The sequence below is a fragment of the Pseudarthrobacter equi genome, from assembly GCF_900105535.1.
Taxonomy (GTDB): domain Bacteria; phylum Actinomycetota; class Actinomycetes; order Actinomycetales; family Micrococcaceae; genus Arthrobacter; species Arthrobacter equi.
Genome location: NZ_LT629779.1, coordinates 2,200,448 through 2,225,558, shown reverse-complemented (window position 1 = coordinate 2,225,558; position 25,111 = coordinate 2,200,448). Strand labels below are relative to the sequence as shown.

Annotated in this window: 22 protein-coding genes and 1 tRNA gene; 5 read left to right on the top strand and 18 right to left on the bottom strand. The window is 65.2% G+C overall.

All coding sequences use genetic code 11. The features are described 5' to 3' along the window. Positions 1-154 precede the first annotated feature (154 nt). The 3 genes from BLT71_RS10025 (at position 155) to BLT71_RS10015 (ending at position 2,922) form a co-directional block, all read left to right on the top strand. Positions 155-1,339 (top strand): Gfo/Idh/MocA family protein, encoded by a 1,185-nt coding sequence (locus tag BLT71_RS10025; protein WP_091719690.1) that lies wholly within the window; start codon positions 155-157, stop codon positions 1,337-1,339. Positions 1,340-1,341: 2 nt separating this feature from the next. Continuing rightward, positions 1,342-2,343 carry a sugar phosphate isomerase/epimerase family protein gene (locus BLT71_RS10020; RefSeq protein ID WP_091719688.1) on the top strand — a complete coding sequence of 334 codons (1,002 nt, stop codon included), beginning with the start codon at positions 1,342-1,344 and terminating at the stop codon, positions 2,341-2,343. Positions 2,344-2,514: 171 nt separating this feature from the next. Then, the gene (locus BLT71_RS10015; RefSeq protein WP_091719686.1) at positions 2,515-2,922 is read left to right on the top strand and encodes a hypothetical protein; all 408 of its coding nucleotides are present in this window, start codon (positions 2,515-2,517) and stop codon (positions 2,920-2,922) included. Positions 2,923-3,203: 281 nt separating this feature from the next. On the opposite strand, the gene BLT71_RS10010 is transcribed toward BLT71_RS10015, so the two are convergent. The 7 genes from BLT71_RS10010 to BLT71_RS09980 all read right to left on the bottom strand — a co-directional run bounded on the left by BLT71_RS10010 (position 3,204) and on the right by BLT71_RS09980 (position 8,024). Next, on the bottom strand, positions 3,204-3,809 hold the full coding sequence (locus BLT71_RS10010; protein WP_091719684.1) for a hypothetical protein: 606 nt from the start codon (positions 3,807-3,809) through the stop codon (positions 3,204-3,206). Positions 3,810-3,898: 89 nt separating this feature from the next. Next, on the bottom strand, positions 3,899-4,657 hold the full coding sequence (locus tag BLT71_RS10005; RefSeq protein WP_091719682.1) for a PspA/IM30 family protein: 759 nt from the start codon (positions 4,655-4,657) through the stop codon (positions 3,899-3,901). A gap of 96 nt (positions 4,658-4,753) precedes the next feature. Then, complete coding sequence (locus BLT71_RS10000) at positions 4,754-4,984, bottom strand: hypothetical protein (protein ID WP_091719680.1); 231 nt, start codon at positions 4,982-4,984, stop codon at positions 4,754-4,756. Between the two features lie 218 nt (positions 4,985-5,202). Continuing rightward, positions 5,203-5,775 (bottom strand): hypothetical protein, encoded by a 573-nt coding sequence (locus tag BLT71_RS09995; RefSeq protein ID WP_157693447.1) that lies wholly within the window; start codon positions 5,773-5,775, stop codon positions 5,203-5,205. A 43-nt stretch (positions 5,776-5,818) separates the two neighbouring features. Beyond that, on the bottom strand, positions 5,819-6,388 hold the full coding sequence (locus BLT71_RS09990; protein WP_231994500.1) for an HNH endonuclease family protein: 570 nt from the start codon (positions 6,386-6,388) through the stop codon (positions 5,819-5,821). A gap of 334 nt (positions 6,389-6,722) precedes the next feature. Continuing rightward, on the bottom strand, positions 6,723-7,046 hold the full coding sequence (locus tag BLT71_RS09985) for a hypothetical protein (RefSeq protein ID WP_157693446.1): 324 nt from the start codon (positions 7,044-7,046) through the stop codon (positions 6,723-6,725). Between the two features lie 896 nt (positions 7,047-7,942). Continuing rightward, a tRNA-Leu gene (locus tag BLT71_RS09980) sits at positions 7,943-8,024 on the bottom strand. Between the two features lie 206 nt (positions 8,025-8,230). Between BLT71_RS09980 and BLT71_RS09975 the strand changes: the two genes are divergently transcribed. Further along, entirely contained in the window at positions 8,231-8,836 is a 606-nt protein-coding gene (locus tag BLT71_RS09975) for an ANTAR domain-containing response regulator (protein WP_013600767.1), read from the top strand. 93 nt (positions 8,837-8,929) lie between these two features. Here the strand turns inward: BLT71_RS09975 and pyk are convergent, their stop codons facing one another. The 11 genes from pyk to hisI form a co-directional block, all read right to left on the bottom strand. Beyond that, positions 8,930-10,420: a pyruvate kinase gene (gene pyk, locus BLT71_RS09970; RefSeq protein ID WP_091719671.1), complete on the bottom strand. Its 1,491-nt coding sequence runs from the start codon at positions 10,418-10,420 to the stop codon at positions 8,930-8,932. Between the two features lie 78 nt (positions 10,421-10,498). Continuing rightward, positions 10,499-11,956, bottom strand: coding sequence for a glutamate synthase subunit beta (locus BLT71_RS09965; protein WP_091719669.1), 1,458 nt, complete (start codon positions 11,954-11,956; stop codon positions 10,499-10,501). After that, positions 11,949-16,562: a glutamate synthase large subunit gene (gltB, locus tag BLT71_RS09960; RefSeq protein WP_091719667.1), complete on the bottom strand. Its 4,614-nt coding sequence runs from the start codon at positions 16,560-16,562 to the stop codon at positions 11,949-11,951. Before gltB ends, BLT71_RS09965 begins: the two co-directional genes overlap by 8 nt. Before the next feature lie 263 nt (positions 16,563-16,825). Beyond that, complete coding sequence (lgt, locus tag BLT71_RS09955) at positions 16,826-18,016, bottom strand: prolipoprotein diacylglyceryl transferase (protein ID WP_091719665.1); 1,191 nt, start codon at positions 18,014-18,016, stop codon at positions 16,826-16,828. A gap of 4 nt (positions 18,017-18,020) precedes the next feature. After that, complete coding sequence (trpA, locus tag BLT71_RS09950) at positions 18,021-18,866, bottom strand: tryptophan synthase subunit alpha (RefSeq protein WP_091719663.1); 846 nt, start codon at positions 18,864-18,866, stop codon at positions 18,021-18,023. Continuing rightward, positions 18,863-20,191 carry a tryptophan synthase subunit beta gene (gene trpB, locus BLT71_RS09945; protein WP_091719661.1) on the bottom strand — a complete coding sequence of 443 codons (1,329 nt, stop codon included), beginning with the start codon at positions 20,189-20,191 and terminating at the stop codon, positions 18,863-18,865. Before trpB ends, trpA begins: the two co-directional genes overlap by 4 nt. Positions 20,192-20,312: 121 nt before the next feature. Beyond that, the gene (gene trpC / locus BLT71_RS09940; RefSeq protein ID WP_091719659.1) at positions 20,313-21,134 is read right to left on the bottom strand and encodes an indole-3-glycerol phosphate synthase TrpC; all 822 of its coding nucleotides are present in this window, start codon (positions 21,132-21,134) and stop codon (positions 20,313-20,315) included. Further along, the gene (locus BLT71_RS09935) at positions 21,134-21,421 is read right to left on the bottom strand and encodes an HGxxPAAW family protein (protein ID WP_015936888.1); all 288 of its coding nucleotides are present in this window, start codon (positions 21,419-21,421) and stop codon (positions 21,134-21,136) included. Before BLT71_RS09935 ends, trpC begins: the two co-directional genes overlap by 1 nt. Before the next feature lie 107 nt (positions 21,422-21,528). Next, positions 21,529-22,158: a Trp biosynthesis-associated membrane protein gene (locus BLT71_RS09930; protein WP_091719657.1), complete on the bottom strand. Its 630-nt coding sequence runs from the start codon at positions 22,156-22,158 to the stop codon at positions 21,529-21,531. Then, the gene (locus BLT71_RS09925; RefSeq protein WP_091719655.1) at positions 22,158-23,717 is read right to left on the bottom strand and encodes an anthranilate synthase component I; all 1,560 of its coding nucleotides are present in this window, start codon (positions 23,715-23,717) and stop codon (positions 22,158-22,160) included. The genes BLT71_RS09930 and BLT71_RS09925 overlap by 1 nt, the downstream gene beginning before the upstream one ends. Positions 23,718-23,823: 106 nt before the next feature. Then, positions 23,824-24,294, bottom strand: coding sequence for a phosphoribosyl-AMP cyclohydrolase (hisI, locus tag BLT71_RS09920; RefSeq protein WP_231994498.1), 471 nt, complete (start codon positions 24,292-24,294; stop codon positions 23,824-23,826). Positions 24,295-24,405: 111 nt separating this feature from the next. On the opposite strand from hisI, the gene BLT71_RS09915 reads away from it, so the two are divergent. Continuing rightward, positions 24,406-25,050 carry a TIGR03085 family metal-binding protein gene (locus tag BLT71_RS09915; RefSeq protein WP_091723948.1) on the top strand — a complete coding sequence of 215 codons (645 nt, stop codon included), beginning with the start codon at positions 24,406-24,408 and terminating at the stop codon, positions 25,048-25,050. Positions 25,051-25,111: the final 61 nt, after the last annotated feature.

Sequence of the window (25,111 nt, the reverse complement as noted above, 5' to 3'; positions counted from 1 at the left end):
CGGCAGGGCCCCTCTTAAGGCGATTTGTCCGGTCCTCCTTGTCGTCTGAATCCAGCCACAGTTGGTCGGCAGCCGATCGAAGGTGCCGTCTGCGGTGCTGGTCGTACGGGACGGAACGACGTTGCCAGCCGAATGCTGCAAAGGAAGGAAATTCATGAAGACAGAACCACCAGGAAATCAACACGCAAGCCCATTGGGGGTTGCTGCCATCGGCTACGCCTTCATGGGGAAGTCCCATTCGAATGCGTGGCGGAACGTGGCCAGTTTCTTCGATGTCCCGGCCTTCGAGCAGAAAGTGCTCGTGGGCCGGGACGCCACCCAGGTAGCGGAGGCCGCAGCCAAGTACGGTTGGGCCGAGTCGGCCACAGATTGGCGTTCCGTGATTGAGCGGAAAGATATCCACATCGTTGATATCTGCGCGCCCGGTTGGATGCACGCCGAAATCGCCATCGCCGCACTGGCCGCCGGCAAACACGTGTTGGTGGAGAAGCCGCTGGCCAACACCCTGGGTGAGGCCGAACTGATGGTGGCCGCAGCCGTTGAAGCGCGTACCCGCGGGGTTCGATCGATGATCGGCTTCAACTACCGCCGCGTTCCCGCCCTCGCCCTGGCCAAGGAACTCATCGCCGAAGGACGGTTAGGCACCATCCGCCACGTCCGCGCCGCCTACCTCCAGGACTGGCTCGCCGACGACCAATCGCCCATGACCTGGCGGCTCCGCAAGGAAACCGCCGGCTCCGGCGCGCTCGGCGACATCGCTTCCCACGCCATCGACCAAATCCAGTACCTGACCGGACAGACCATCCTCGAGGCATCGGGGGTGTTGAAAACGTTCGTGACTCAGCGTCCCGGTCCGGGCGGTTTAGAAGACGTCACTGTAGACGACGCCGCCTGGGCAACGTTTTGGCTCACCGGCGAAATGGGCGCCTCCGTCGAAGCATCCCGCGTCGCGACCGGCCAGAAAAACTCCCTCAAGCTCGAAATCTACGGCACCTCAGGGTCGCTGACATTTGACCTGGAAGCGCTGAACGAGCTGAATTTCCTGGACGCCACCGTGCCTGTTCGTGAGCAGGGTTTCCGCCGGATCCTGGTCAATGAACCCGAACACCCCTACCTCGAAGCGTGGTGGCCGCAGGGTCACATCATCGGTTGGGAACACACTTTCACCCACCAGATCCGAGACTTCCTCACCGCAATTGCGGCCGATGAGTCGCCGTCGCCGTCGTTTGAAGACGGACTGCAGGTCCAACGTGTCCTCGATGCTGTGGAAGCCTCAGCCAGGAACAAGAGCACCATTACCGCTGTCGAAGACAAGTCCCTCGTTTCTGAAGGAGCCTGACCATGCCCCGCCCGTTTACCCTGTTCACCGGCCAGTGGGCCGACCTGCCCCTCGAGGAAGTCGCCAAGCTGGCTTCCGGTTGGGGCTACGACGGCCTGGAAATCGCCGTCTCCGGAGACCACCTGGACGCCTGGCGCGTGGACGAACCCGGCTACGTCGAGTCCAAGCTCGAACTCCTGGACAAGTACAACCTCAAAGTCTGGGCCATCTCCAACCACCTCAAGGGCCAGGCCGTCTGCGATGACCCCATCGACTTCCGCCACGAAGCCATCGTCGGCTCGAAGGTCTGGGGCGACGGGGACCCCGAAGGCGTCCGCCAGCGCGCCGCCGAGGAACTCAAGCACACCGCCCGGCTCGCCCGCGCACTGGGCGTGGACACCGTCGTCGGGTTCACCGGCTCCTCCATCTGGCAGTACGTCGCCATGTTCCCGCCCGTCCCGGAAAAGGTCATCGACGCCGGCTACCAGGACTTCGCCGACCGCTGGAACCCCATCCTGGACGTCTTCGACGACAACGGCGTCCGCTTCGCCCACGAAGTCCACCCGAGTGAGATCGCCTACGACTACTGGACCACCGTCCGCACCCTCGAAGCGATCGGCCACCGCGAAGCGTTCGGCCTGAACTGGGACCCCTCCCACATGATGTGGCAGGGCATCGACCCCGTGTCCTTCATCTGGGACTTCAAGGACCGGATCTACCACGTGGACTGCAAGGACACCAAGATCCGCCAGACCGGCCGGAACACCGTCCTCGGTTCCCACCTGGCCTGGGGCGACCCCCGCCGCGGCTGGGACTTCGTCTCCGCCGGCCGCGGCGACGTCCCCTGGGAAGCGTCCTTCCGGGCGCTGGCCGCCATCGGCTACAACGGACCCATCTCCGTCGAATGGGAAGACGCCGGCATGGACCGCCTCCACGGCGCCCCCGAAGCCCTCGCAGCCCTCAAAAAATACGACTTCCCCGCCTCCCAGACCAGCTTCGACGCCGCCTTCAGCAGCAAGGACTGAGGCGTGAACCAGAACTGACTCCATTGAAGAGCAGCATTCGATGAGGAATTCTTGTCTCGGGACTCGTCACCGACAAAGTGATCAAGTACGTGATTGAGAACGAGTTTGCCAACTGGCGTCCCAGACGTAGCGTGGACTCAGAAGTATGCGGTTCCCAACCGGGAGGTATCGATGGGCGGGCTCGACGACCTGCTGGCCGGGTCGGCGGACCGGTGGGCGAAGGCGGAACGCCGGGCGGAGGGAGTCGCCGACCTTTGTCTGGGCCGTGCTGTCCGAAATTACTTCACCCTCTATTTGCCCATTGGGGCGGTGGTACTCTTCCTCACCGGTGCGAGCCTAGGAATGCTGTCCTTCCCGGACGAAGCCAGCATCACCAACATATTTGGCTTTGGCTGTCTCCTGACCGGCGTCGGCCTTATGATCGGCGGCCTCGTCTACAACGTCAAAGTCCTCGAGACTGCTGCAACATGGGCACCAGCGACGTTACTCTGTCCCTCCGCGACGACGAACGGAAGGCTGTACGCGGCAGATCCTCGGCAGGGCGGCCACGACCCCGGACCACATGAACGTCAAACATGACGCAGCCGTCCAAGCCAGAAAGGGACTCGCTACCCTACTCGTCTACTCGGTGGCGATATTTTACATCTTCTTCCAGCAGGTAGCAATGTTCGAAAGTCCTCTCCGATGGCTTTCTGCGGGTGGCGCCATTCTTTACATCGTCGCCATCTTTTTCGTGGGACGTGACTTCCGGAAGTCGGGCCAGTTCCTGGCGGCCAATCCGACATTTGGCAGGTAAGTCCGCGGGCAACGAGCGCCAGGCCGCAGCGAATCAGCTCACCCCAGTTGTTCCCTCAGACCGGTCAGGAATCGGTGCCTATGGAGGGCGCCTCAACGGCTTTCCGAATCCTCTGGAGCGTTTTTGGCCTGGCCGCGATCTCGATGACTCCGCCGTCTGATTCGACACTGACGACCTGGAAACCGGGCGGCACGTGATGCTTATTGTCGTCAGGATCCGCATACCGCGGAGCTGAAACGGCGCCAAGCCCGGTCAGGGCCTTGCTCCGGCCGGTTGGCACAAGATCTTCGTAGACGGCTGGTTGGAAGTCGATCCGGCCCGGCCCCGGATCTGCGATGCCCATCTGCCAAATGGTGCTTAGGGAACCGGGCCTCGCATAGGGATACCGCAGGAACATGAGCGTCTGCCCTCGCTCGTCGAGTCTGGCGTCGGTCTTCCGGAACCGCCTCTGCGCGTACCATGTCATTGATGCGACCGCCAGTCCGTAGAAGATGCCATTGACCGCTGCAAAGCCCGCGTTGCGTCCGAGAATGAGGCTGACGCCCAGCCAGAGGAAACCAGTGGTGACCCCGACCAGGACGGCGTGCAGAATAGGGTGGCTTCCGGCCCACTCTCTCCAGGCCGACCAACCGCCCCGCGGTGTCCCCCCGGCAGCTGCCGGCTTGTTCATAACCGGCCGCGCCCCGGGTAAGGCTGAATCCTCATAGTCCGATCCAAGCGGCGAGATGCAGGTCAGGCAAAGGGTTCGACCATCCTTGGTCAAACCTTCAACAACCCGGTTCTTTCCTCTAGTAGTCGATGGCTTTCCGGTCCATGGGATTTCAGTGCGGCGAGGCGGGCTTCCACTTCGGACTGCTCCCCGAGGTCTTCGAGGGAGGCGAACTGGGCGTCCAGGGAGGAGGCGGCGAGTTCCTGCTGGCCGCGGACGGTTGCTTCCTGGCGGCGGATGTTCTCCTCGTACCGGCCAATGGCCGACGTTGGGTCTCCGGTGTCCAGGGCCTTGAGGGCGTCGTTCACCTGGGTCTGCGTGGCGGCGACCCGGGCCCGGTTGACCAGCTCGTTGCGTTTGGCGGTCAGTTCCCCGAGCTTGCCGCGCATCTGGTCCAGGCCGCTCTTGAGCTTATCGACGACCTCGTTCTGGGCGGCCAGACCAGGCGCCTGGGCCTTGACTGTGGTCTCGGCGGTCATTTGCCGCTGAAGAGCCAGCCGGGTGAGGGCATCGAACCTATCCGCGTCACTGCTGTTGCCCGCGGTCCGGAACTCGTCGGCCTTCCGGGACGCTGCGACCGCCTTGTTGCCCCAGGAGGTGGACTCGTCGACAGCCCGGTTGTGGTCGTCCTCGGCCATCCGGAGGTTGCCGATCGTCTGCGCGATCGCGGCCTCGGCTTCACGGATGTTGTTCGAGTAGTCGCGGACCATCTGGTCCAGCATCTTCTGCGGGTCTTCCGCGGAGTCCAGGAGGGCGTTCAGGTTGGCCTTGGCCAGCTGGGCAACGCGGGCGAAAATACTCTGCTTCACGGAGGTCTTTCTATCGGTGGTTGCCTTCGCATGCTATGCGTTCGGCAAGGCTGGCCATGACCACAACATCGTATGCGCATTGGAAGACCTGGCGCTTCAAGTTCGATCCTCGCCGTTAGCGGTCTCCTCAATCCAATCGATAGCCTCATCGGGGAACAGGAAGCCTTCGGATTCACCGTTTCTGCCCCACCATGGGTCCCCCGGCGGCGGCCCACCTGCCTCGACAATCTTTGCAATGACCTCGGGCGGAAGGACATCACCGTTGTTATCGATCAACCATTGTTGCGTTGTGGGCTCAAGATTTGGCCACCACTGCTGGACGCTCATAGTCAAAGTCTCCCACCGACACGACCTGGGCCCGAAGAATTCCCCACATGCCTGACGAAAGCCATCTTCCGGCTCGTCCCCTGCCCCGGGCGTCCTCGAGCATAACCGGTTCGGGTGCCCGACCGGAGAACGTTGTCCGCGCCAGGCCGCAGCCGATCAGGACCATCAAAGCGAAGACGAGCAGGACCCATGCGGTGGTTCCGGTCCACCGCCTAATATCAGCCGACTCCGGCCTGGTCCAAAGCACTGAGCAGGCCCTCGGCGTCGGCAACGTCGTAGAAGGCCACCGTTTGCCCCAGCCCGAAGCTAACGACATCCATCCCGGTGTTTTGGTACATTCCCAAACCCATTCCGAAAATTCCACCCATGCCCTGAGACCCGAACGCCACGCTGACATGGCGCCCATCTCTGGACCGATCTACCTTGGTCGCTACCCCGCTGACAGGCGAATCTGAAACGGATCGGTCTCCGATGCAGACGATTGCCCGGCGATCAGAGAGTCCGTACACCGTGCGTAACTTCCGCCGCTTCTTGACGATGAATCTGCCAAAGATGAAATAGAGACCGACCAGGACGAAGGGTATGCCCCACAGCGCGAAGAAGGGCTGCTGCTTGACGGTGGTGACGACCATGAACTCCCAGAAGATTGCGAAGCCGCCCCAGAGGATGCTGAATGGCACCAGAAAGGCGTCCGCCCCGGTAAAACGGACCTGCGGATCGGGTTGACCCACCCACACGAGCTTTTCGCCTTGGCGAAGGAGTGGCAGGATCCGGCTTCGGGGATCGTTCATGCCACGAAGTGTTACACAGTATTTGGGAATTGTTGCGACGCGCTTACTGACAGCCCTTCAAGATGCCGGCCATGGCATCGTGCTCTGCCTGGGTTACCCAGAGAGTGTATTTGCCCTTGACCGCTGTCTGGCGTGCAACATATTCGCACCGGAAAGCCTTGCTCGGCGGTAGCCACGTTGCGGCGTCTTTGTCGCCTTTGGCGCTGTTGGTGGGGCCGTCGGCCGCCATGAGGTTTTGTGGGTCGTTGGCGAGCTGTTTGCGCTGATCGGCACTCAGCTGTTGTGCACCTTTTTGCCAGGCGTCGCTGAGTGGCACGATGTGGTCGATCTGAACGTCGGAGCTGGTGTTCTGGCCGCGGACGAAGTTGATGGTGGCGCCGGTGTACTTGTCCGCGAGCGTGCCTGTCATGACGACGCAGTCGTGGGTGCCTGTCTTGAACGTTTCGCCGGTCAGATCGCGGGAGAGAATGTCATTGCGGGTATCGCACCCGTTGCGGTCTGTATCGGCCCAGGCAGGTCCGAACTCATCGCGGGTGTAGCCGGTCTTCGGGGCGCGGCCCTTAACTGGGATGCTCTCCAACTGAACAAGAGCCTGGGCGGCTGCGCGGCCCATGTCGCCGCCACCCGGCTGAGTCGCAGAGTTGCTGGGAGCAGAACCGACGCCGTCTATTGCGCGGGCGGCAACGTCGCAGCCAGCAAGAGGACCGGCCAGAAGAAGGGCGGCTGCAGCTGTCAGGACTGGGGCGGTGGAGCGAATGATGTGAGCGGCCCTTCTGTGTTGCTTAGCAAGGTTTCCACGCTATCGTCGGGCATCGCCTACAAACGGCAAGAGTGCATGTCGTGCCCGCCACATGCTGGAGTACTTGCCAGAACCGGGCTGTCAGGCGGAGGTCAGTTCGCTGTGGTGAGTCGTACCTTTGACCATGTGCCTATGAGCCGCTGCTTCGTCAGCGGTCGTCCAGTGATTTACGGAATCCGGCGGAGTCGGGAAGGATCTCACTGAGCTTGGCGATTTCCCGGATGTGTTCTGATGTGAAAATGATTTTTCCCTTGCCCCAGCATGCGTGGGGGAAGCGTCCGCTGGCCGCGCCATCGCGCAGCCAAGACTCCGTGCAGCGCATCAGCGCCGCGGCTCCGGCGGGCCCAAAGAATTCGATGTCCACGGCTTCTCCCAGGAAATGGTGCGGGTTTCTCAGGTTCATGCCCACTGCGAGATTCACCGACATGACCGAAGACTCTCGAACGCTATGGTGGTTCAACTCTGCAGACATTGACAGAATGCTCACCTAAAGCCTTTGGAAAGCTGTCACCGAACGCTCAGTGGCGTCAGCACCCACTGGCGATCAGCCATGACGCATGAGTGTGGCGCAGGTCGTGAATCCCTGGATTCTTCGTCAGCCCTGTACCTGGGCGGTACGAACGGCAGGCGCCCAGTAGTGATGCCAATAGAGCTTGTGGACGATGCGCCGCCCTTGGGCGTCGTGAACACAAGTTCCTTGCCGGGCCTGCTCGCCACCAAAGGGATCAGCAATTCCAACCTTCGTGCTTCGAACGAACTAAGGCTCTAAGTAAAAGTCTCCCGTTTCCGCGACCTGCCGAAGAGCTTTCGGGGGCTCTTAGGATTGCGGGACGACGTCCGTGTCGTTGTTTGGGACACGCCCGGCTGCCCGGAACCGTGCCCGCCGTCTCGAGGACCTGTGACACCACAGGTGTGGTCGCCTCGCCGAGTTATTGAGTGGAGTCTTCTCGAACGACGACGCCTTCGTCTCCGGGGAGTACTTTGCCCTGATCCCGCTCGGCCTGATCCTCAACGTTGAGCTCCCAAGCGTCTCCCGTAGAGCAGACGGCAGTAGCGCCCACTCGGTAGGATTTATCAGCCGCGTTAGTATCGAAGCTTGCGCGAAGGACAGCCCCCCCTTCTGCGAAAACGGTCGGGTGTGTCGTTGGATTGACGGTGCGTACAGTCATGCCGAGGGATTTTCCAATATTCGGCTACGCGTTTGGCGTCCTCAACATGTTCGGTTTCTTAGGGTTCCGCCACCGCGCACATCAGAATAGGCCGCCGCGGCGGCCAGGCCGAAGCCCGCGCACCCAGCGCCAGAGGGACGCCACCACAAGCCATGCCAACACGTTAAAGCAAAAACCCCTCTGACGAGGGGGTATGCCGTGCCCGAGGTGGGACTCGAACCCACACACCTTTCGATACCGCATTTTGAGTGCGGCGCGTCTGCCAATTCCGCCACTCGGGCGCGGAATACGTGAAGTCCAGCGGGTACGCCCACAGCTGATTGTGAGCAACGCGATCGCTTCACGTACGCGGAATTACTCTACATGCAGATAGGCTGAAGTCCAGAATCGCGCCGCCGTTGCCGCAACTGTACCCATACAGGCCAAGTAACAACCGCGGTGGCACCTAAGATAGTGATGTCCCGCCGTACCCCTCCAAGGAGATCCCGTGACTGAACAGACGGAGTCCAAGCCCACATCCCAGCCGGCGCGCCGCGTCATTGTGGCTGAGGATGAAACCCTCATCCGCCTCGACATCATCGAGATCCTGCGCGGCGAAGGCTACGACGTCATCGGCGAGGCGGACAACGGCGAAAAGGCCGTGCAGCTGGCCGAGGAACTCAAGCCGGACCTGGTCCTGATGGACGTGAAGATGCCCGTCATGGACGGAATTTCCGCTGCGGAGAAGATCGTCAAGGCACGCATCGCGCCCGTCGTGCTGCTGACCGCCTTCAGCCAGAAGGAACTGGTTGAGCGCGCCCGCGACGCCGGCGCCATGGCTTACGTCGTGAAGCCCTTCACGCCAGCGGACCTCATCCCCGCCCTGGAGATCGCGCTCTCCCGCCACGAGGAGATCAAGGCCCTCGAAAGCGAGGTCTCGGACCTGCAGGAGCAGTTCGCCACCCGTAAGCTCGTGGAACGCGCCAAGAGCCTGCTGACCACCAAGATGGGCCTCACCGAGCCCGAGGCTTTCCGCTGGATCCAGAAGACTTCCATGGACCGCCGCCTCAGCATGCGCGAGGTCGCCGAGACCATCATCAACCAGGTCAACTAGTCGGGCCTGGCCCGGAGCGATTACGACGACGGGCCGCGCCAACGCGAAAAGGACCCCTGCCAGCCGGCAGGGGTCCTTTTCCGTTCAGAAGAACTAGGCCTTCTTCTTCTTTTCCGGCCAGGGGCCGAGCTTTTCCTTGTTGCTGGCGACTTCCCCGGCACGTGTGGAGTCGGCGAGGTCGCCCACCTTGTGCACCTTCAGGGAGTTCGTCGAACCCGCCTTTCCTGGAGGGGAACCGGCTGCGATGACCACCAGGTCGCCGTCCTCAACGAGCCCCATGTCCGAGAGGCTGCGGTCCACCTGAGCGGTCATGGCATCGGTGTGGTCCACCATCTGCACCAGCACCGGCTGGATACCCCAGGTGAGCGCCAGCTGGTTCCAGACCTGCTCCACCGGCGTGAACGCGAAGACCGGCTTGATCGGCCGCAGGCGGGACAGGCGGCGGGCCGAGTCACCGGACTGCGTGAACGCACAGATGTACTTGGCGTCCAGCTGGTCGGCGATTTCGACGGCGGCCCGGGTGATGGCGCCGCCACGGGTCTTGGGCTTGGTCCCCAGCGGGGGGACGCGCTCCAGGCCGTGGACCTCAGTGGATTCGATGATCCGCGCCATGGTCTTGACCGTTTCGATCGGGTACTTGCCCACGCTGGTCTCACCAGACAGCATGACGGCGTCGGCACCATCCAGCACAGCGTTGGCGCAGTCGGAGGCTTCGGCGCGGGTGGGCCGCGGGTTGTCGATCATGGACTCGAGCACCTGTGTGGCCACGATGACCGGCTTGGCCCAGCGGCGGGCCAGTTCGATGGCACGCTTCTGCACGATCGGCACTTCCTCCAGCGGAAGTTCCACGCCGAGGTCGCCACGGGCCACCATGATCGCGTCGAACGCGTCGACGATCTCGGGCAGCTGGTCCACTGCCTGCGGCTTTTCGATCTTGGCGATCACCGGTGCCCGGCGGCCTTCTTCGTCCATGATCTCGTGCACGCGGGTGATGTCGGAGGCGTCCCGGACGAACGAGAGCGCAACGAGGTCCACGCCGCGGCGCAGCGCCCAGCGGAGGTCGTCCTCATCCTTTTCGCTCAGTGCGGGAACGTTGACGGCCACACCGGGAAGGTTGATGCCCTTGTTGTTGGACACCATGCCGCCCACGGTCACCTCGGCAACGACCTTCACGTTGTCGACCTCGATGGCACGAAGCGCCACCTTGCCGTCGTCGATCAGCAGGGCGTCGCCCACCTTGACGTCTTCGGTCAGGGTCTTCAGCGTCGTGGAGCAGATGTCCTTGGTACCGGGAACGTCCTCGGTGGTGATCGTGAAGACATCCCCAACGGCCAGGGCGTGCGGACCGTCAACGAAACGGCCCAGGCGGATTTTGGGACCCTGCAGGTCGGCCATGATGGCAACCGGTTTGCCCAGGTCCGAAGCGGCCTTGCGGACGTTCTCATAGGTGTTGTCATGCACGGTGTAGTCGCCGTGGCTCATGTTCATGCGGGCAACGTCAACGCCGGCTTCCAGCACCGCGAGGGTGTTCTCGTAACTGGCGATGGCCGGACCGAATGTCGCCACAATTTTTGCGCGTCTCATATACCTACCCTATTGGTCACTTGCATTGGTTAAGTTGTCGAGGAGGTGAACCCTCCATGCACCGCTGGAGGACGGCGGTTAGAGGACGGCGATGGCGCGGTCCGTCGGCGCAACAGGCGCCGGCAGGATGGTGCTGCCCATCAGGTACTTGTCCACTGCCGCAGCGGCGGCGCGGCCTTCCGCGATCGCCCAGACGATCAGGGACTGGCCACGGCCGGCGTCGCCGGCAACGAAGACGCCCTCAGTGTTGGTCATGTAATAGCCGTCGCGGGACACGTTGCCGCGGCCGTCGAATTCGGCCTTCACCTGTTCGGTGATGTTTGCAGGCTCTGCGCCGGTGAAGCCCAGCGACAGGAACACCAGGTCCGCGGGGATGACCCGCTCGGTGCCTGCCTTGGGCAGCCGCTTGCCGTCAACAAACTCGGTTTCGGCAACCTTGACGCCGGTCAGCTTGCCGTTTTCTCCAACGAACCCGATGGTGGAGGCAAGGTAGGTACGCTCGCCGCCTTCTTCGTGGGCGCTGGCAACTTCGAACAGGGTGGGGAACGTGGGCCACGGCTGGTGGCCGGCACGCTCGGCCGGCGGCTGCTTGCCGATGGCCAGCGTGGTCACCGATGCAGCGCCGTGGCGGTGCGCGGTGCCGAGGCAGTCCGCACCGGTGTCGCCGCCGCCCAGGATCACCACATGCTTGCCCTGCGCGTGGATCTGGTTCTCGATGGACTCCCCCGCCACTGCGCGGTTGGCCGGAACCAGGTAATCCATGGCGAAGTGCACGCCGTCCAGGTCACGGCCCGGGATGGGCAGGTCGCGCGGCACGGTGGCGCCGGTGGCGATGACCACGGCGTCGTACCGGCGGCGCAGCTGTTCCCACGTGACGTCGGTACCAACAGCAACACCTGTGCGGAATCGGGTGCCCTCGGCCTTCATCTGCTCAAGCCGGCGGTCCACCTGCTCTTTTTCCATCTTGAAGTCGGGGATGCCGTACCGCAGCAGGCCGCCGATCTTGTCGTCCCGTTCGTAGACGGCAACGGTGTGGCCCACGCGGGTGAGCTGCTGGGCAGCGGCGAGGCCGGCAGGGCCGGAGCCGACGACTGCCACGGTCTTGCCGGTGAGCCGGTGCGGCGGCAGCGGGTTGACCCAGCCGTTGTCGAAGGCCTCATCGATGATGGAGACCTCAACCTGCTTGATGGTCACCGCGGGCTGGTTGATGCCCAGCACGCAGGACGCCTCACAGGGGGCGGGGCAGAGCCGGCCGGTCCATTCCGGGAAGTTGTTCGTGGCGTGCAGGCGCTCGATGGCTTCCTCGCCCTTGTCCCGCCACGTGAGGTCGTTCCATTCAGGAATGAGGTTGCCCAGCGGGCAGCCCTGGTGGCAGAACGGAACGCCGCAGTCCATGCAGCGGCCCGCCTGGGCCTTCAGCGTGCCCTTCTCCTGGGCCTCGTAGACCTCTTTCCAGTCCATGATGCGGACGGGAACGGGACGGCGCGGCTGGGTTTCACGCTGGCGTACTTTCAGAAATCCGCGTGGGTCAGCCACCGGTAACCTCCAGGATTCGAGACCAAACTTCTTCGCCGTCGGGGTCAAGGCCCTCTTCGATGGCGTCAAGACGGGTTTGCAGCACGGCCGCGTAGTCGCGCGGCAGCACCTTGGTTATGCGGGCAACGGTGTCATCGAAGTTCTCCAGCAGGCGCGCGGCCAGCTGCGAGTCGGTTTCCTCGATGTGCTTCACCAGCAGCCCGTGGACGATGTCGCGGTCCTCGGCGTCCAGTTCACGCAGCTGCAGCTCACCGGATTCGAGGGCCTGCTTGTTGACGCGGGTGGTCCGCAGGTCCAGGACGTACGCGGTTCCACCGGACATGCCGGCACCGAAGTTACGTCCCGTGCGGCCCAGGATCAGCGTCTGGCCGCCGGTCATGTACTCGCAGCCGTGATCGCCAATGCCTTCGACGACGGCGGTGGCACCGGAGTTGCGGACCAGGAAGCGTTCGCCCACCTGGCCGCGCAGGAACATCTCGCCACTGGTGGCACCGTAGCCGATGACGTTGCCGGCGATGACGTTGGTCTCCGCCTTGAACACGTTGGTTCGGTCCGGACGGACGATGATCCGGCCGCCGGAGAGGCCCTTGCCCACGTAGTCATTGGAATCGCCGTAGAGCCGCAGCGTGATGCCTGCGGGCAGGAAGGCACCCAGCGACTGGCCGGCAGTGCCGTTCAGGGTGATGTCGATCGTGTCCGTGGCCAGCACATCGGTTCCGAACGCCTTGGTGACGGTGTGGCCCAGCATCGTGCCCACCGAGCGGTCGGTGTTGATGACGTCCACGGTGATCTTCACCGGGCTGCGGTCCGTGAGCGCTTCGGTGGCCATGGTGATCAGTCGCTGGTCAAAGTGCTTGTCCAGCTCGTGGTTCTGGCCGGTCATGTTGCGCAGCGGCGCGTCGTCGTCGAACTCGAGGCCGTGCAGGATCGGATCCAGGTCCAGCCCGTCGGCTTTCCAGTGGTCAACAGCTTCACGGGTGTCCAGGACCTCGGCGTGGCCGATGGCCTCTTCAAGGCTGCGGAAACCAAGCTCCGCCAGGATCTCGCGGACTTCCTCCGCCAGGAACTCGAAGAAGTTGACCACGAACTCGGGCTTGCCGCTGAAGCGGGCCCGCAGTTCGGGGTTCTGGGTGGCAACGCCCACCGGGCAGGTGTCCAGGTGGCAGACGCGCATCATGATGCAGCCCTCCACCACCAGCGGAGCGGTGGCGAAACCGAACTCCTCGCCGCCCAGCAGTGCAGCGATGACAACGTCGCGGCCGGTCTTGAGCTGGCCGTCCACCTGCACCACCACGCGGTCGCGCAGCCCGTTGAGCATCAGCGTCTGCTGGGTCTCGGCAAGGCCGAGCTCCCACGGAACACCTGCGTGCTTCAGCGAGTTCAGCGGCGAGGCGCCGGTGCCGCCGTCGTGTCCGGAGACGAGTACGACGTCGGCCTTCGCCTTGGTCACGCCTGACGCCACGGTGCCGATCCCGACTTCCGAGACGAGCTTCACGTGCACACGGGCCGAGGGGTTGGCGCGCTTCGCATCGTAGATGAGCTGCGCGAGGTCCTCGATCGAGTAGATGTCGTGGTGCGGGGGCGGCGAGATGAGTCCCACACCGGGGGTCGAGTGGCGGGTCCGGGCCACCCATGGGTAGACCTTCTGGGCCATCAGCTGGCCGCCTTCGCCGGGCTTGGCACCCTGGGCCATCTTGATCTGGATGTCGTCGGCGTTGGTCAGGTAGAGGCTGGTCACGCCGAACCGGCCGGAGGCGATCTGCTTGACGGCGGACCGGCGCTCCGGATCCAGCAGACGGTCCACGTCCTCGCCGCCTTCACCGGTGTTGGACTTGCCGCCCAGCCGGTTCATGGCAATGGCCAGGGTTTCGTGCGCTTCCTTGGAGATGGAGCCGTAGCTCATGGCTCCGGTGGAGAACCGCTTGACGATGCTGGAGACGGGCTCCACTTCCTCGAGCGGAACGGAGGGGCGCCCGTCCTTGAACTTGAGCAGGCCGCGCAGGGTCATCAGGTTGGTGGACTGGTCGTCCACGCCCTTGGTGTAGGCCTTGAAAATGTCGTAGCGGCGTTCGCGGGTGGCGTGCTGCAGCCGGAAGACGGTCTCCGGGTTAAACAGGTGCGGTTCGCCGTCGCGGCGCCACTGGTACTCGCCACCGCCCAGCAGCGGGCGGTGCGGCTGCTCGATGCCGCCCTCGGGGTAGGCCATCTGGTGCCGCGCGGAAACCTCAGCTGCGATGACGTCCAGGCCGACGCCGCCGAGCTGGGAGTGGGTTCCGGCGAAGAATTCGTCCACCAGGTCCTGGCCCAGGCCGAGCGCCTCGAACGTCTGCGCACCGGTGTAGGAGGCCACGGTGGAGATGCCCATCTTGGACATGATCTTCAGGACGCCCTTGCCGAGTCCCTTGATCAGGTTGTAGACGCCGTCCTGCGGGGTCACGCCGGTGACGTCGCCGGCCGCGATGAGCTGCTCCACGGATTCCATGGCCAGGTACGGGTTCACGGCGGAGGCGCCGTAGCCGATCAGGACTGCAACGTGGTGCGTCTCGCGGACGTCGCCGGCCTCGACCACCAGGGCGGTCTTGGTGCGGTTGGCGCTGCGCAGCAGGTGGTGGTGCACGGCGCTGACCAGCAGCAGCGACGGGATGGGCGCCCACTGGGCGTTGGAGTCACGGTCGGACAGCACGATGTACTGCACGCCGCGGTTAATCGCACCGGAAACCTGCTCGCAGATTTCGGTGAGGCGGGCGCGGAGCGCGTTCTCGCCGCCTTCGGGGCGGTAGAGGCCGCGGACCTTCATGGACAAGCGGTCGCCGTCGGGGCTTTCGATGTTGGCGATCTTGGCGAGCTGGTCGTTGTTGATCACCGGGAACGGCAGCTGGACCTGGGGCTGGCGGACCTGCTTGGTGTCCAGCAGGTTGCCGTTGGGGCCGATCGCACAGGTCAGCGAGGTGACCAGTTCTTCGCGGATGGCGTCCAGCGGCGGGTTGGTGACCTGCGCGAACGACTGGACGAAGTAGTCGAACAGCAGGCGCGGGCGCTTGGACAGCACGGCAACCGGGGTGTCGGAACCCATGGCGCCGAGCGGTTCGGCACCGGTGCGGGCCATCGGGCCCAGCAGGATCTTCAGTTCCTCGGTGGTGTAGCCGAAGGTCCGCTGGCGGATGTTCACGGACGCGGCCGTGTGCACCACGTGCTCGCGCTCCGGCAGTTCGTTGAGGTCAATCAGGTTGTCCTTGACCCACTCAGCCCACGGGTTGGCGGCGGCCACCTCGGCCTTGACCTCTTCGTCGTCAATGATGCGGCCGGCGTCGGTGTCCACCAGGAACATCTTGCCCGGGGACACACGGCCCTTCTTGACCACGCGGGAAGGCTCGACGTCGATGACGCCCACCTCGGAGGCGAAGACGATCAGGCCGTCTTCGGTGATCCAGAAACGCCCGGGGCGCAGGCCGTTGCGGTCCAGCGTGGCACCCACCAGGTTGCCGTCCGTGAACGACACTGCGGCGGGTCCGTCCCACGGCTCCATCAGCAGCGAGTGGTACTCGTAAAACGCGCGGCGGGCCGGATCCATGGTGGCGTGGTTTTCCCAGGCCTCAGGAATCATCATCATGATCGAGTGTGTGATGGGGCGGCCCGAAAGCCACAGCAGCTCGGCCACCTCGTCGAAAGACGCGGAGTCGGAGGCACCGGGGGTGCAGATGGGGTACAGCTCTTCCGGCGAGTCACCAAGCAGCGGGTTGGCCAGCTGTGACTGCCGGGCGCGCATCCAGTTGCGGTTGCCCTTGACGGTGTTGATCTCGCCGTTATGGGCGATGGTCCGGAACGGCTGCGCGAGCGGCCAGGACGGGAACGTGTTCGTGGAGAACCGCGAGTGGACGATCGCCAGCTTGGTCTTGAAGCGCTTGTCCGACAGGTCCGGGTAGAACGGCTCCAGCTGGGCGGTGGTGAGCATGCCCTTGTAGACGATGGTCCGGGAGGACAGCGACGGGAAGTAGACGCCGAACTTGTTCTGGGCGCGCTTGCGGATCCGCCAGGCACGGGAATCGAGCTCGTTGCGCTCCAGGGTCTCGCCGGTGGCGGAGGCGAAGAACGGCTGGGAGAAGTACGGCATGCAGGCGCGGGCCATGGCTCCGACGAGGTCGGCGACCACCGGCACTTCGCGCCAGCCGAGGACGGTGAGGCCCTCGTCAGCGGCCAGGCCTTCGATACCTGCCTTGGCGGCGTCGGCCTCGCGCTGTTCAGCCGGAAGGAAAGCGGTGCCGGCGACGTACTGGCCGGGTGCCGGCAGCTCGAATTCGGTGACGGCCCGGAAGAACTCGTCCGGGATCTGCATCAGCAGGCCAGCGCCGTCACCGGTGCCCTCGTCGGCGCCGACAGCGCCCCGGTGCTCGAGGTTGCGAAGCGCCGTGAGCGCGGCGTCGACGATGTCATACCCGGGTTCACCGCGGAGGGTGGCGATAATCGCAAGACCGCAGGCGTCCTTCTCCTGCTCCGGGTTGTACAGCCCGGCGGCCTCCGGCAGGGCCGCGAAGCGCTTGAACGGCGACATGGCGGCCTCGGGCTGATCCGGTTCGGACCAGCTGGGAGTGTGAAGAGTTTGGGTCATGGGAGACGTCCTTCCTCCTGATCGTGCGTATGGAAGGGACACCGTTGGCCCCACTCGTCGGCGCCACTGTGATGGGCACAACAAAGTGTTATTTACTGGAAATTGTAGGTCAGCCCGGCCTGCTGAACTAACGGTTACGCAGGCCCCTGCCCAGGGCTTCACCGGACGGCAGCTCTATGCTGTCCAAGTTCGGCCCCATGCCACGACATTGTGGTTTCGGGCCCTTCGAGCGGTGGCTCTGCTGCCCTGCCTTGGCCGGCGCCCTACTTGCTGCTGCCGGTTTCCGGTGCCGTTCCGGTGGCTGTGCTGCCGGAGTGTCCGGAAGCCGCTGCGTCCGTGCTCGGCTTGCCGCCGGCCGGTGCTGCCTGGACCTTCTCCGCGGGGACGGAAGCAGGCCTGGAACCGCTTTGGTTATCAGGGAGATTATCACGCGATTCACTATCTGAGACAACAGAGTCCGCATCACGGACCTCTTCATCCGTGCGTGTGATGTCTCCCGGCGCATCCGCGCCCGCGGGCTTTTCCACCGCTTTGTCTGCGGGCTTCCGGCCCGGAAGGTACACCGTGTCCAGCTCCGTACGCTTCTTCAGTCCCAGCAGGATGAAGGCCACCAATGCCACGACGAAGACAAGGATGCTGGTCCAGACGTTCAGCCGCGTGGTGATCCCGAACAGCGAAACCTGCTCGGCGTCGTCAATGCGCATGGCTTCGATCCACACACGCCCCAGCGTGTAGTACATGGCGTAGAGCCAGAAGAGCCGGCTGCGGCGGAAATTGAAGCGGCGGTCCAGGACAAGCAGGATCACGACGCCGGCAATGTTCCACAGTGATTCGTAAAGGAATGTGGGATGGAACAGGGTGTCCGCCGGAACGCCGGCGGGGAAGTTCGGGTTGTCCGCGTCAATCTGCAGGCCCCAGGGCAGTGTGGTGGGACCGCCGAAGAGTTCCTGGTTGAACCAGTTGCCCCACCGGCCCAGGGCCTGCGCTAGAAGCAGTCCCGGTGCTGCGGCGTCCAGGAAGGCGGAGAGCTTGACGCCGCTGCGCCGGCAGCCGATCCAGGCACCGATGACGCCGAGAACTACGGCACCCCAGATGCCCAGTCCGCCGCGCTGGATCTGCGGAATCAGCGACAGGTCGCCGGTGCCGTCGAATCCAGGCCCGAAGTAGGCGTCCGGGGATGAGAACACGTGGTAGAGCCGGCCGCCGATGATGCCGAACGGGATGGCCCAGATGACGATGTCCCAGACGCTGCCTTCCGGAGCTCCGCGCTTCGCCCAGCGGACGGACGTCAGCCAGAGGCCTGCGATGATGCCGGCCAGGATGCACAGGGCGTAGGCGTGGATGCGGAGGGAACCCCACGGCAGGGGGATGTCGAATCCGGACCAGCCGGGGCTGGGGATGCTGGCGGGAACCAGGGTGGGCGCCAGCTCGGCGGCGGCGAGGAGGGTCTGCATGCCCTTAGGCTTCTTCCCCGGCGTGGCCGATTTCCCGCGCCAAGCCTGTGCTCAGGTCCTTGGTGAGGGCCGCGACGGCGTCAACACCGCCGTCGCGGACGGCTGCCACCAGTGCGGTGCCCACGATGACGCCTTCGGCGTACGCAGCGATCTCGCGGACCTGGTCGGCTGTGGAGACACCCAGGCCCACGCAGACGCGCTCGGCGCCGGCGGCGTGGGCCGCGGACACGACGTCCTTGGCGGCGGAGCTCACGGAGGTCCGCGCGCCGGTGACGCCCATGATGGATACGGCGTAGACGAAGCCGCGGCTGGCGTCGACGGTGCGCTGCATGCGCTCGGCGGTGGAGGACGGCGCAACCAGGAAGACCCGGTCCAGGCCGTACTTGTCGGACGCTTCAAACCATTCGGCGGCCTCGTCCGGGATCAGGTCCGGGGTGATGAGCCCTGCTCCCCCGGCCTCGGCGAGTCGACGGGAGAACTCGTCCACGCCCATCCGGACCACGGGGTTCCAGTAGGTCATCACCAGGACGGCGGCATCGGTCTTGCTGGTGATGCCTTCCACGACGTCGAAGACCTGCCGGACGTGGAAGCCGTTGGCCAGGGCCTCGGTAGTGGCGGCCTGGATGACCTGGCCGTCCATTACGGGGTCCGAGTACGGGATGCCGATCTCGATCAGGTCCGCGCCGTTCTCCGCCAGCGCGATGCCGGCGGCAATGGTCTGCTCCACGGTGGGGAACCCGGCGGGGAGGTAGCCGATCAGTGCGGCGCGGCCTTCGGCGCGGGCCTTGTCGATGGCTGCCGCGGACTTGCTGGTGGTCTGTGCCTTATCGGCCGCCTGTGCGGTGCTCACAGCTGCTCCCCTTCTTTGCCGATTTCCGATTCGGCGGAATCCTTGTCCAACAGGTCGAACCACTCAGCCGCGGTGGCCACGTCCTTGTCGCCGCGTCCGGAGAGGTTGATGATGATGATCTTGTCCGCGGCAGTTTCGCCGGCTTCTGCCGCTTCGGCAGCGAGCCGCTGGCCCACCTTGATGCCGCCGGCCAGGGCGTGCGCGGACTCGATGGCGGGGATGATGCCCTCGGTGCGGCACAGGACGCGGAACGCGTCCATCGCCTCACTGTCGGTGATGGGCTCGTAGCTGACCCGGCCAATGTCGGACAGGTAGGAGTGCTCCGGTCCGACGCCGGGGTAGTCCAGTCCGGCGGAGATGGAGTGGGACTCGATGGTCTGGCCGTCGTCGTCCTGCATGAGGTAGGAACGGGCACCGTGCAGGACGCCCGGCTTACCGAGCGTGATGGTGGCGGCGTGCCGTCCGGTTTCCACGCCGTCGCCGCCGGCTTCAAAGCCGTAGATCCTGACGGACGGATCGTCGAGGAAGCCATGGAAAATGCCGATGGCGTTGGAACCGCCGCCGATGCAGGCGCAGACGGCGTCCGGAAGGCGGCCCGTCTGCTCCAGGATCTGGGCGCGGGCTTCCTCGCCGATGACCTCGTGGAAGTAGCGGACCATGGCCGGGAACGGGTGGGCGCCCGCAGCGGTGCCCAGCAGGTAGTGGGTGTTTGCCACGTTGGCCACCCAGTCGCGGAGGGCCTCGTTGATGGCGTCCTTCAGGGTCTGCGAGCCGCTGGTGACGGGGATGACCGTTGCGCCGAGCAGCTCCATGCGGGCCACGTTGAGCGCCTGGCGGCGGCAGTCCTCGGCGCCCATGTAAACGACGCACTCGAGTCCCAGCAGCGCTGCGGCCGTCGCGCTGGCAACGCCGTGCTGCCCCGCGCCGGTCTCGGCGATGATGCGGGTCTTGCCCATCCGCTTGGCCAGCAGGGCCTGCCCCAGGACGTTGTTGATCTTGTGCGAACCAGTGTGGTTCAGGTCCTCGCGTTTGAGGAAGACGCGGACTCCCCCGGCGTGCTCAGAGAAGCGCTTCGCTTCGGTGAGCAGTGAGGGCCGGCCGGAGTAGTTCTTGTTCAGGTCTGCGATCTGCGCCCGGAAATCAGGATCGTTCCTGGCCTTGTCGAAGGTTTCCTCGAGCTCGTCCAGGGCAGCGATGAGCGATTCAGGCATCCAGCGCCCGCCGAAGGACCCGAAGTACGGCCCCGGGGCGTGCCGGAGGGAGCCGTCCTGCAGGAATGCTTCTGCGGCTTTGTTGTCAGCGTTTCCTGAAGGTGCGTCGGCCATCAGTCCCGTCCTGTTCCAGTAGTTCGATCAAAGTATGGGTCCGGGCTGGGCCGCCCGGACAGTTGTACCGCGCCAGTGGACCGGCGGGCAGCCGCGCGGGCTGCCGGCAGTCGTGTGCCGGTCAGCCCCGGGCCGCGATGGCGGCGGCACCGGCGGCGGTGAACTCCGCAATGCGCTCCAGCGGCGTGGAATGGCTGACCAGGGCTTCGCCCACCAGGATGGCGTCGGCGCCGCTGGCGGCGTAGTGCGTGACGTCGTCCACGTCGCGGACGCCGGACTCGGCCACCACCACTGCGCCGGCCGGAATCCTGCCCGCAAGGGAGGCGAACACGGAACGGTCGACGTCGAGCGTCTTCAGGTTGCGCACGTTGACGCCGATGATGCGGGCGTTCGCCGCGGCGGCACGGTCGATTTCCTCCTCCGTGTGCGTTTCCACGAGGACGTTCATGCCGAGCTCGTGGCTGAGCGCGCTGAAGTCGGCCAGTTGGGCGTCGGACAGCGCAGCGACGATCAGCAGGATCAGGTCCGCACCGTGCGCCCGGGCTTCCCAGATCTGGTACTCATCCAGGGTGAAGTCCTTGCGCAGCAGCGGGACGTCGACGGCGGCGCGGACGGCATCGAGGTCGGCAAGGGAGCCGTTGAAGCGGCGCTGTTCCGTGAGGACACTGATGACGGCGGCACCACCGTCGGCGTACTGCCGTGCGAGGGAGGCGGGATCGCCGATGCTGGCGAGGTCCCCCTTGGAGGGGCTCCGCCGCTTGATTTCGGCGATGACCTTGAGCTGGTGGCGCGACGGTGAGGGTCCGCCCAGTGCCGCCCAGGCGTCACGGGCGGGCGCGGCAGCCTGCCCGAGGTCCTTTAGTTCAGCCAGGGAAACGAGCCGCTTTCTGGCCTCCATATCCTCCCGGACACCGGCGTTGATGTCGTCGAGAACAGTTGCCATCAGTGGCCGGAGTTCTTGAGCTTGCTGCCCTCGACGCCGTAACCTGCCTTGCGCATGACGTAACCGAGGAGCAGGCCCACCACCATGACCACACCGCCCGCAATGAAGATGGGGGTGTTGGCGATGACGAAGGCGATGGACATGATGAGTGCACCGACGAGCATGACGATGACGCAGGTCCATGCGGCGGGGCTGTTGCCGTGGCCCAGCTCCTGGCTGTGGTCAATGGCGCCCGGGGCTACCTGGCGGGTGCCGGACTTGGAAACGGACGCAGGTGCTTTGCTCATGGAAAATCTCCTCAGGGTGGATACTGCTTACATTCTGCCATTTTTTGGCCGGTGATCCGGAACCGGCCCGCTGTCCCGCGGGCCCGGGCCGGCGGCCATCTGCCGGATCAGGTGGGGTCGTCGCCGCGCGAGAGCCTGTCCCAGCTGTCGATCTCGTCCACGGGGCCGGTGGCCGCCGCAGTTCCGGCCACGGCGCGGGCGTCATATTTGGTCCGTGCGGCCCAGTGGCGGGACGCGGGAAGGATCAGCAACCCGCCCAGGGCAAGAAGGCAACCGGCCACGACGGCGAGCACCGGGAAAGCGGTGAGCGCCACCTCGGCCTGGGTGCCGGTGACGCCCGTGGCCGCACCGATGGATCCCTGCGACGCCGCCAGCGGGTCAGCCAGAACGGTCCCCGCCGCGGCGACAATACCGGCCGAAGCCAGGACGATGATGGCCGCAATGATCCAGCGGGCGATCCTGCCGGCGATGGCTGCGGCGAGCCCGCCTGCCAGGGCCACCAGGGCGAGGGCCGTCACCGCGGTGGCAGCCTTGCTGCCCTGGACCTGCAACGGTTCCTGGCCGGCGCCGGCCTGGCTGGGGTCCAGGGTGACAGTCATCCAGGTCTGGGTGGTGGTGCCGAAGACAGCCAGGGCCAGGACGGCGATGAGCAGCACCACCGTGGACTTCCGCGACCACGCCGGAGCTGTCTTCCGGGTTTTCACTGCCTGGCCCGGTGCGGGGCTTGGGTCAGGCATCAGGAATCGCCGCCGGGCAGGGAGTCGGCCGTGATGTCATGAAGGGAACCCGCGGTATGCACCGCGCGCAGCGGGGCGGCCGCCTTGTTGACGGTCTCGAGTGCTTCGGTGGGATTCACGGAGTCTGCCACGATGCCGCCGCCGGCCTGGACATAGGCCCGGCCCTCCCTGACAAGGGCGGAGCGGATGGCGATGGCCATGTCCATGTCCCCGGCGAAGTCCAGGTAGCCCACCACACCGCCGTAGATGCCGCGGCGGTGCGGTTCCAGCTCGTCGAGCAGGCGCAGCGCCCGCGGCTTGGGGGCGCCGGAAAGCGTACCGGCCGGGAACGTGGCCTTCAGGACGTCGTAGGCTTTCGCGGCCGGGGACAGCTGGCCCACCACGGTGGATACCAGGTGCATGATGTGGCTGAAGCGCTCCACTTCCATGAACTGGGTGACGTCGACGGTTCCGGCAACGCAGACCTTGGAGAGGTCGTTGCGGGAGAGGTCCACCAGCATGAGGTGCTCGGCGCGTTCCTTCTGGTCCGCGAGCAGTTCCTCCGCCAGGGCCTTGTCAGCCTCGACCGTCTTACCGCGGGGCCGGGATCCGGCGATGGGGTGCGTGATGACCTCTTCGCCGGTGACCGTCACCAGGGCTTCGGGTGAGGACCCCACGATGGAGTACTCCCGGCCTTCGGCGTCTTCGAGGCTGAAGATATACATGTACGGGCTGGGGTTGGTGTTGCGCAGCACGCGGTACACATCCAGCGCGGAGGCCTTGCACTCCATTTCGAACCGGCGCGAGATGACCACCTGGAACACTTCGCCGTCAACGATCGCTTCCTTGCCACGGTCAAGCGCCGCCAGATAATCATTTTCGTCCCAGCGTTCCTGGACACTGGAGGCAAAGTCCAGGGCGGCTGGGGCAAGCACGGAGACCGGCTGCACCACCGGGGTACTGACCTTGGCCAGGAGCGCCTTGACCCGTGCCACGGCATCGTGCCAGGCCTCGTCTACGCGCTCTGTGCTGTTGTCGAAGTTGATGGCGTTGGCGATCAGCAGGACAGTACCGTCCACGTTGTCGTGGACGGCCATGTCGGTGACCAGGTTGAGCGCCATCTCCGGCAGGTGGAGGTCGTCCTCGGGAGGGCTCACCAGCCGTTCCCAGTGCCGCACGGTTTCCCAGCCGAGGAAGCCCACCAGCCCGGACGTGAACGGGGGCAGGCCGTCGAACCGGTCAGTGCGGAGGGCATCGATGGTGTCGCGGATTGCGTCCACGGGGCTGCCGTCCACGGGAACGCCCGCCGGCGGTTCGCCCAGCCAATGCGCCTGGCCGTCCTTGGTAGTGAGCGTGGCACGGGACCTCGCGCCGATGAAGGAGTAACGGGACCATGTGCCGCCCACGGCAGCGGATTCCATCAGGAACGTGCCGGGCTGGCCCTGCGCGAGCTTGCGGTACAGGCCAATGGGGGTTTCGGCGTCCGCCAGCACCTTCAGTCGTACCGGAATGACCCGGCTGTGGCCGGCCAGCTCCCGGAATTCCTCGAGGCTGGGGCTGATGGTTCCAAGGTCCTGCATGGCTATGCTTTTCCGCCTGTTCTTAGAAGTGCCGGCTGCGCCGGGCGCCTGAAGTTCTGCGGGGAGCCGTGCTCCCCTTCTGCCGGGTGGGCTTGCGGTGCGGGGCTCAGCCGTTGGCCGCGGTCACCACGTCCAGGCCCCTGCCGTCGAAGCAGGTCCTGGTGCCGGTGTGGCAGGCGGCACCCACCTGGTCCACCCGCACCAGCAGGGCGTCGCCGTCGCAATCCATGGCTACGGACTTGACCCACTGGACGTGGCCGGACGTGTCGCCCTTGCGCCAGTACTCCTGGCGGGACCGGGAGTAGAAGGTGACCCGGCCGGTGGTCATGGTCCGGTGCAGCGCCTCGTCATCCATCCAGCCGAGCATAAGGACCTCGTTGGTGTCGTACTGCTGCACGACGGCGGCCACCAGGCCTGCGTTGTCACGCTTCAGCGCGGCGGCAAGGGCCGCCGGAAGGGGGCTCGCCGGCGCGGAGGTTTCCGGGGCGCCCCCGGCAGCGCCGGGCAAGGCAGCACCGGGCAGGGCGGCACCTGTGGTTTGGGCGGTGGTTTGTACGGGGGCAGGCTGCTCAGACATCAGGTCAAGTCTAGTGCCTTGGCTAAAGCCGGACCCGATGTGAACAACGGCACGCCAGCGGCAGGGGCCGTGCTGCCCAACTTCGGGCCTCTCATGCTAGTTTTCCAAGTGATGCATTTCGTCGAACCGTCCCGAGAAGTCCTTGCCGAAACCTTGCTTGCGGCCGGCCCTGACGCGCCCACGCTCTGCAAGGGGTGGCGCACCAGGGACCTCGCCGCGCACCTTTACCTGCGCGAGCGGAAGGCCGCCGTGGGGCTTGGCCTGATCATCAAGCGGTTGGCCAAGGCCTCAGACCAGGCCACCTCGAAACTGGCTGCGAAGCTGACAAACACCGAGGACTACGCCGGCCTGGTCAATACCTTCCGCGCCGGTCCCCCGGCGCTCTCCCCGATGAGCATCAGGGCCCTGGATGAGAGTGCCAACCTGATCGAGTACTTCGTGCACACCGAGGATGTCCGCCGGGCCGTCGACCGCTGGGCGCCCCGCGCCCTCGACGAGGCCTACTCCGACGCCCTCTGGGATGAACTCGTCAAGCGCGCAGCCATCCTGTACCGCGGTGTGGATCTGGGCATCGTGCTGGTCCGGCCGTCCGGTCCCCGCCACGTCGCCAAGCGCGCACCGGTATCGGTGGCCATCGTTGGCGAGCCGGGCGAACTGCTGATGCACGCCCACGGCCGTACCCGCCACGCCCTGGTCACCTTCGAAGGCCAGCCGGACGCCGTCGCGCTCCTCCAGTCAGCCGAAGTCGGCCTTTAAAGTCTGGGCCCACGCCCGCAGGGTTCCCTGGCCGAAGCGAAGCGATGTTAGGGAGCGGGTG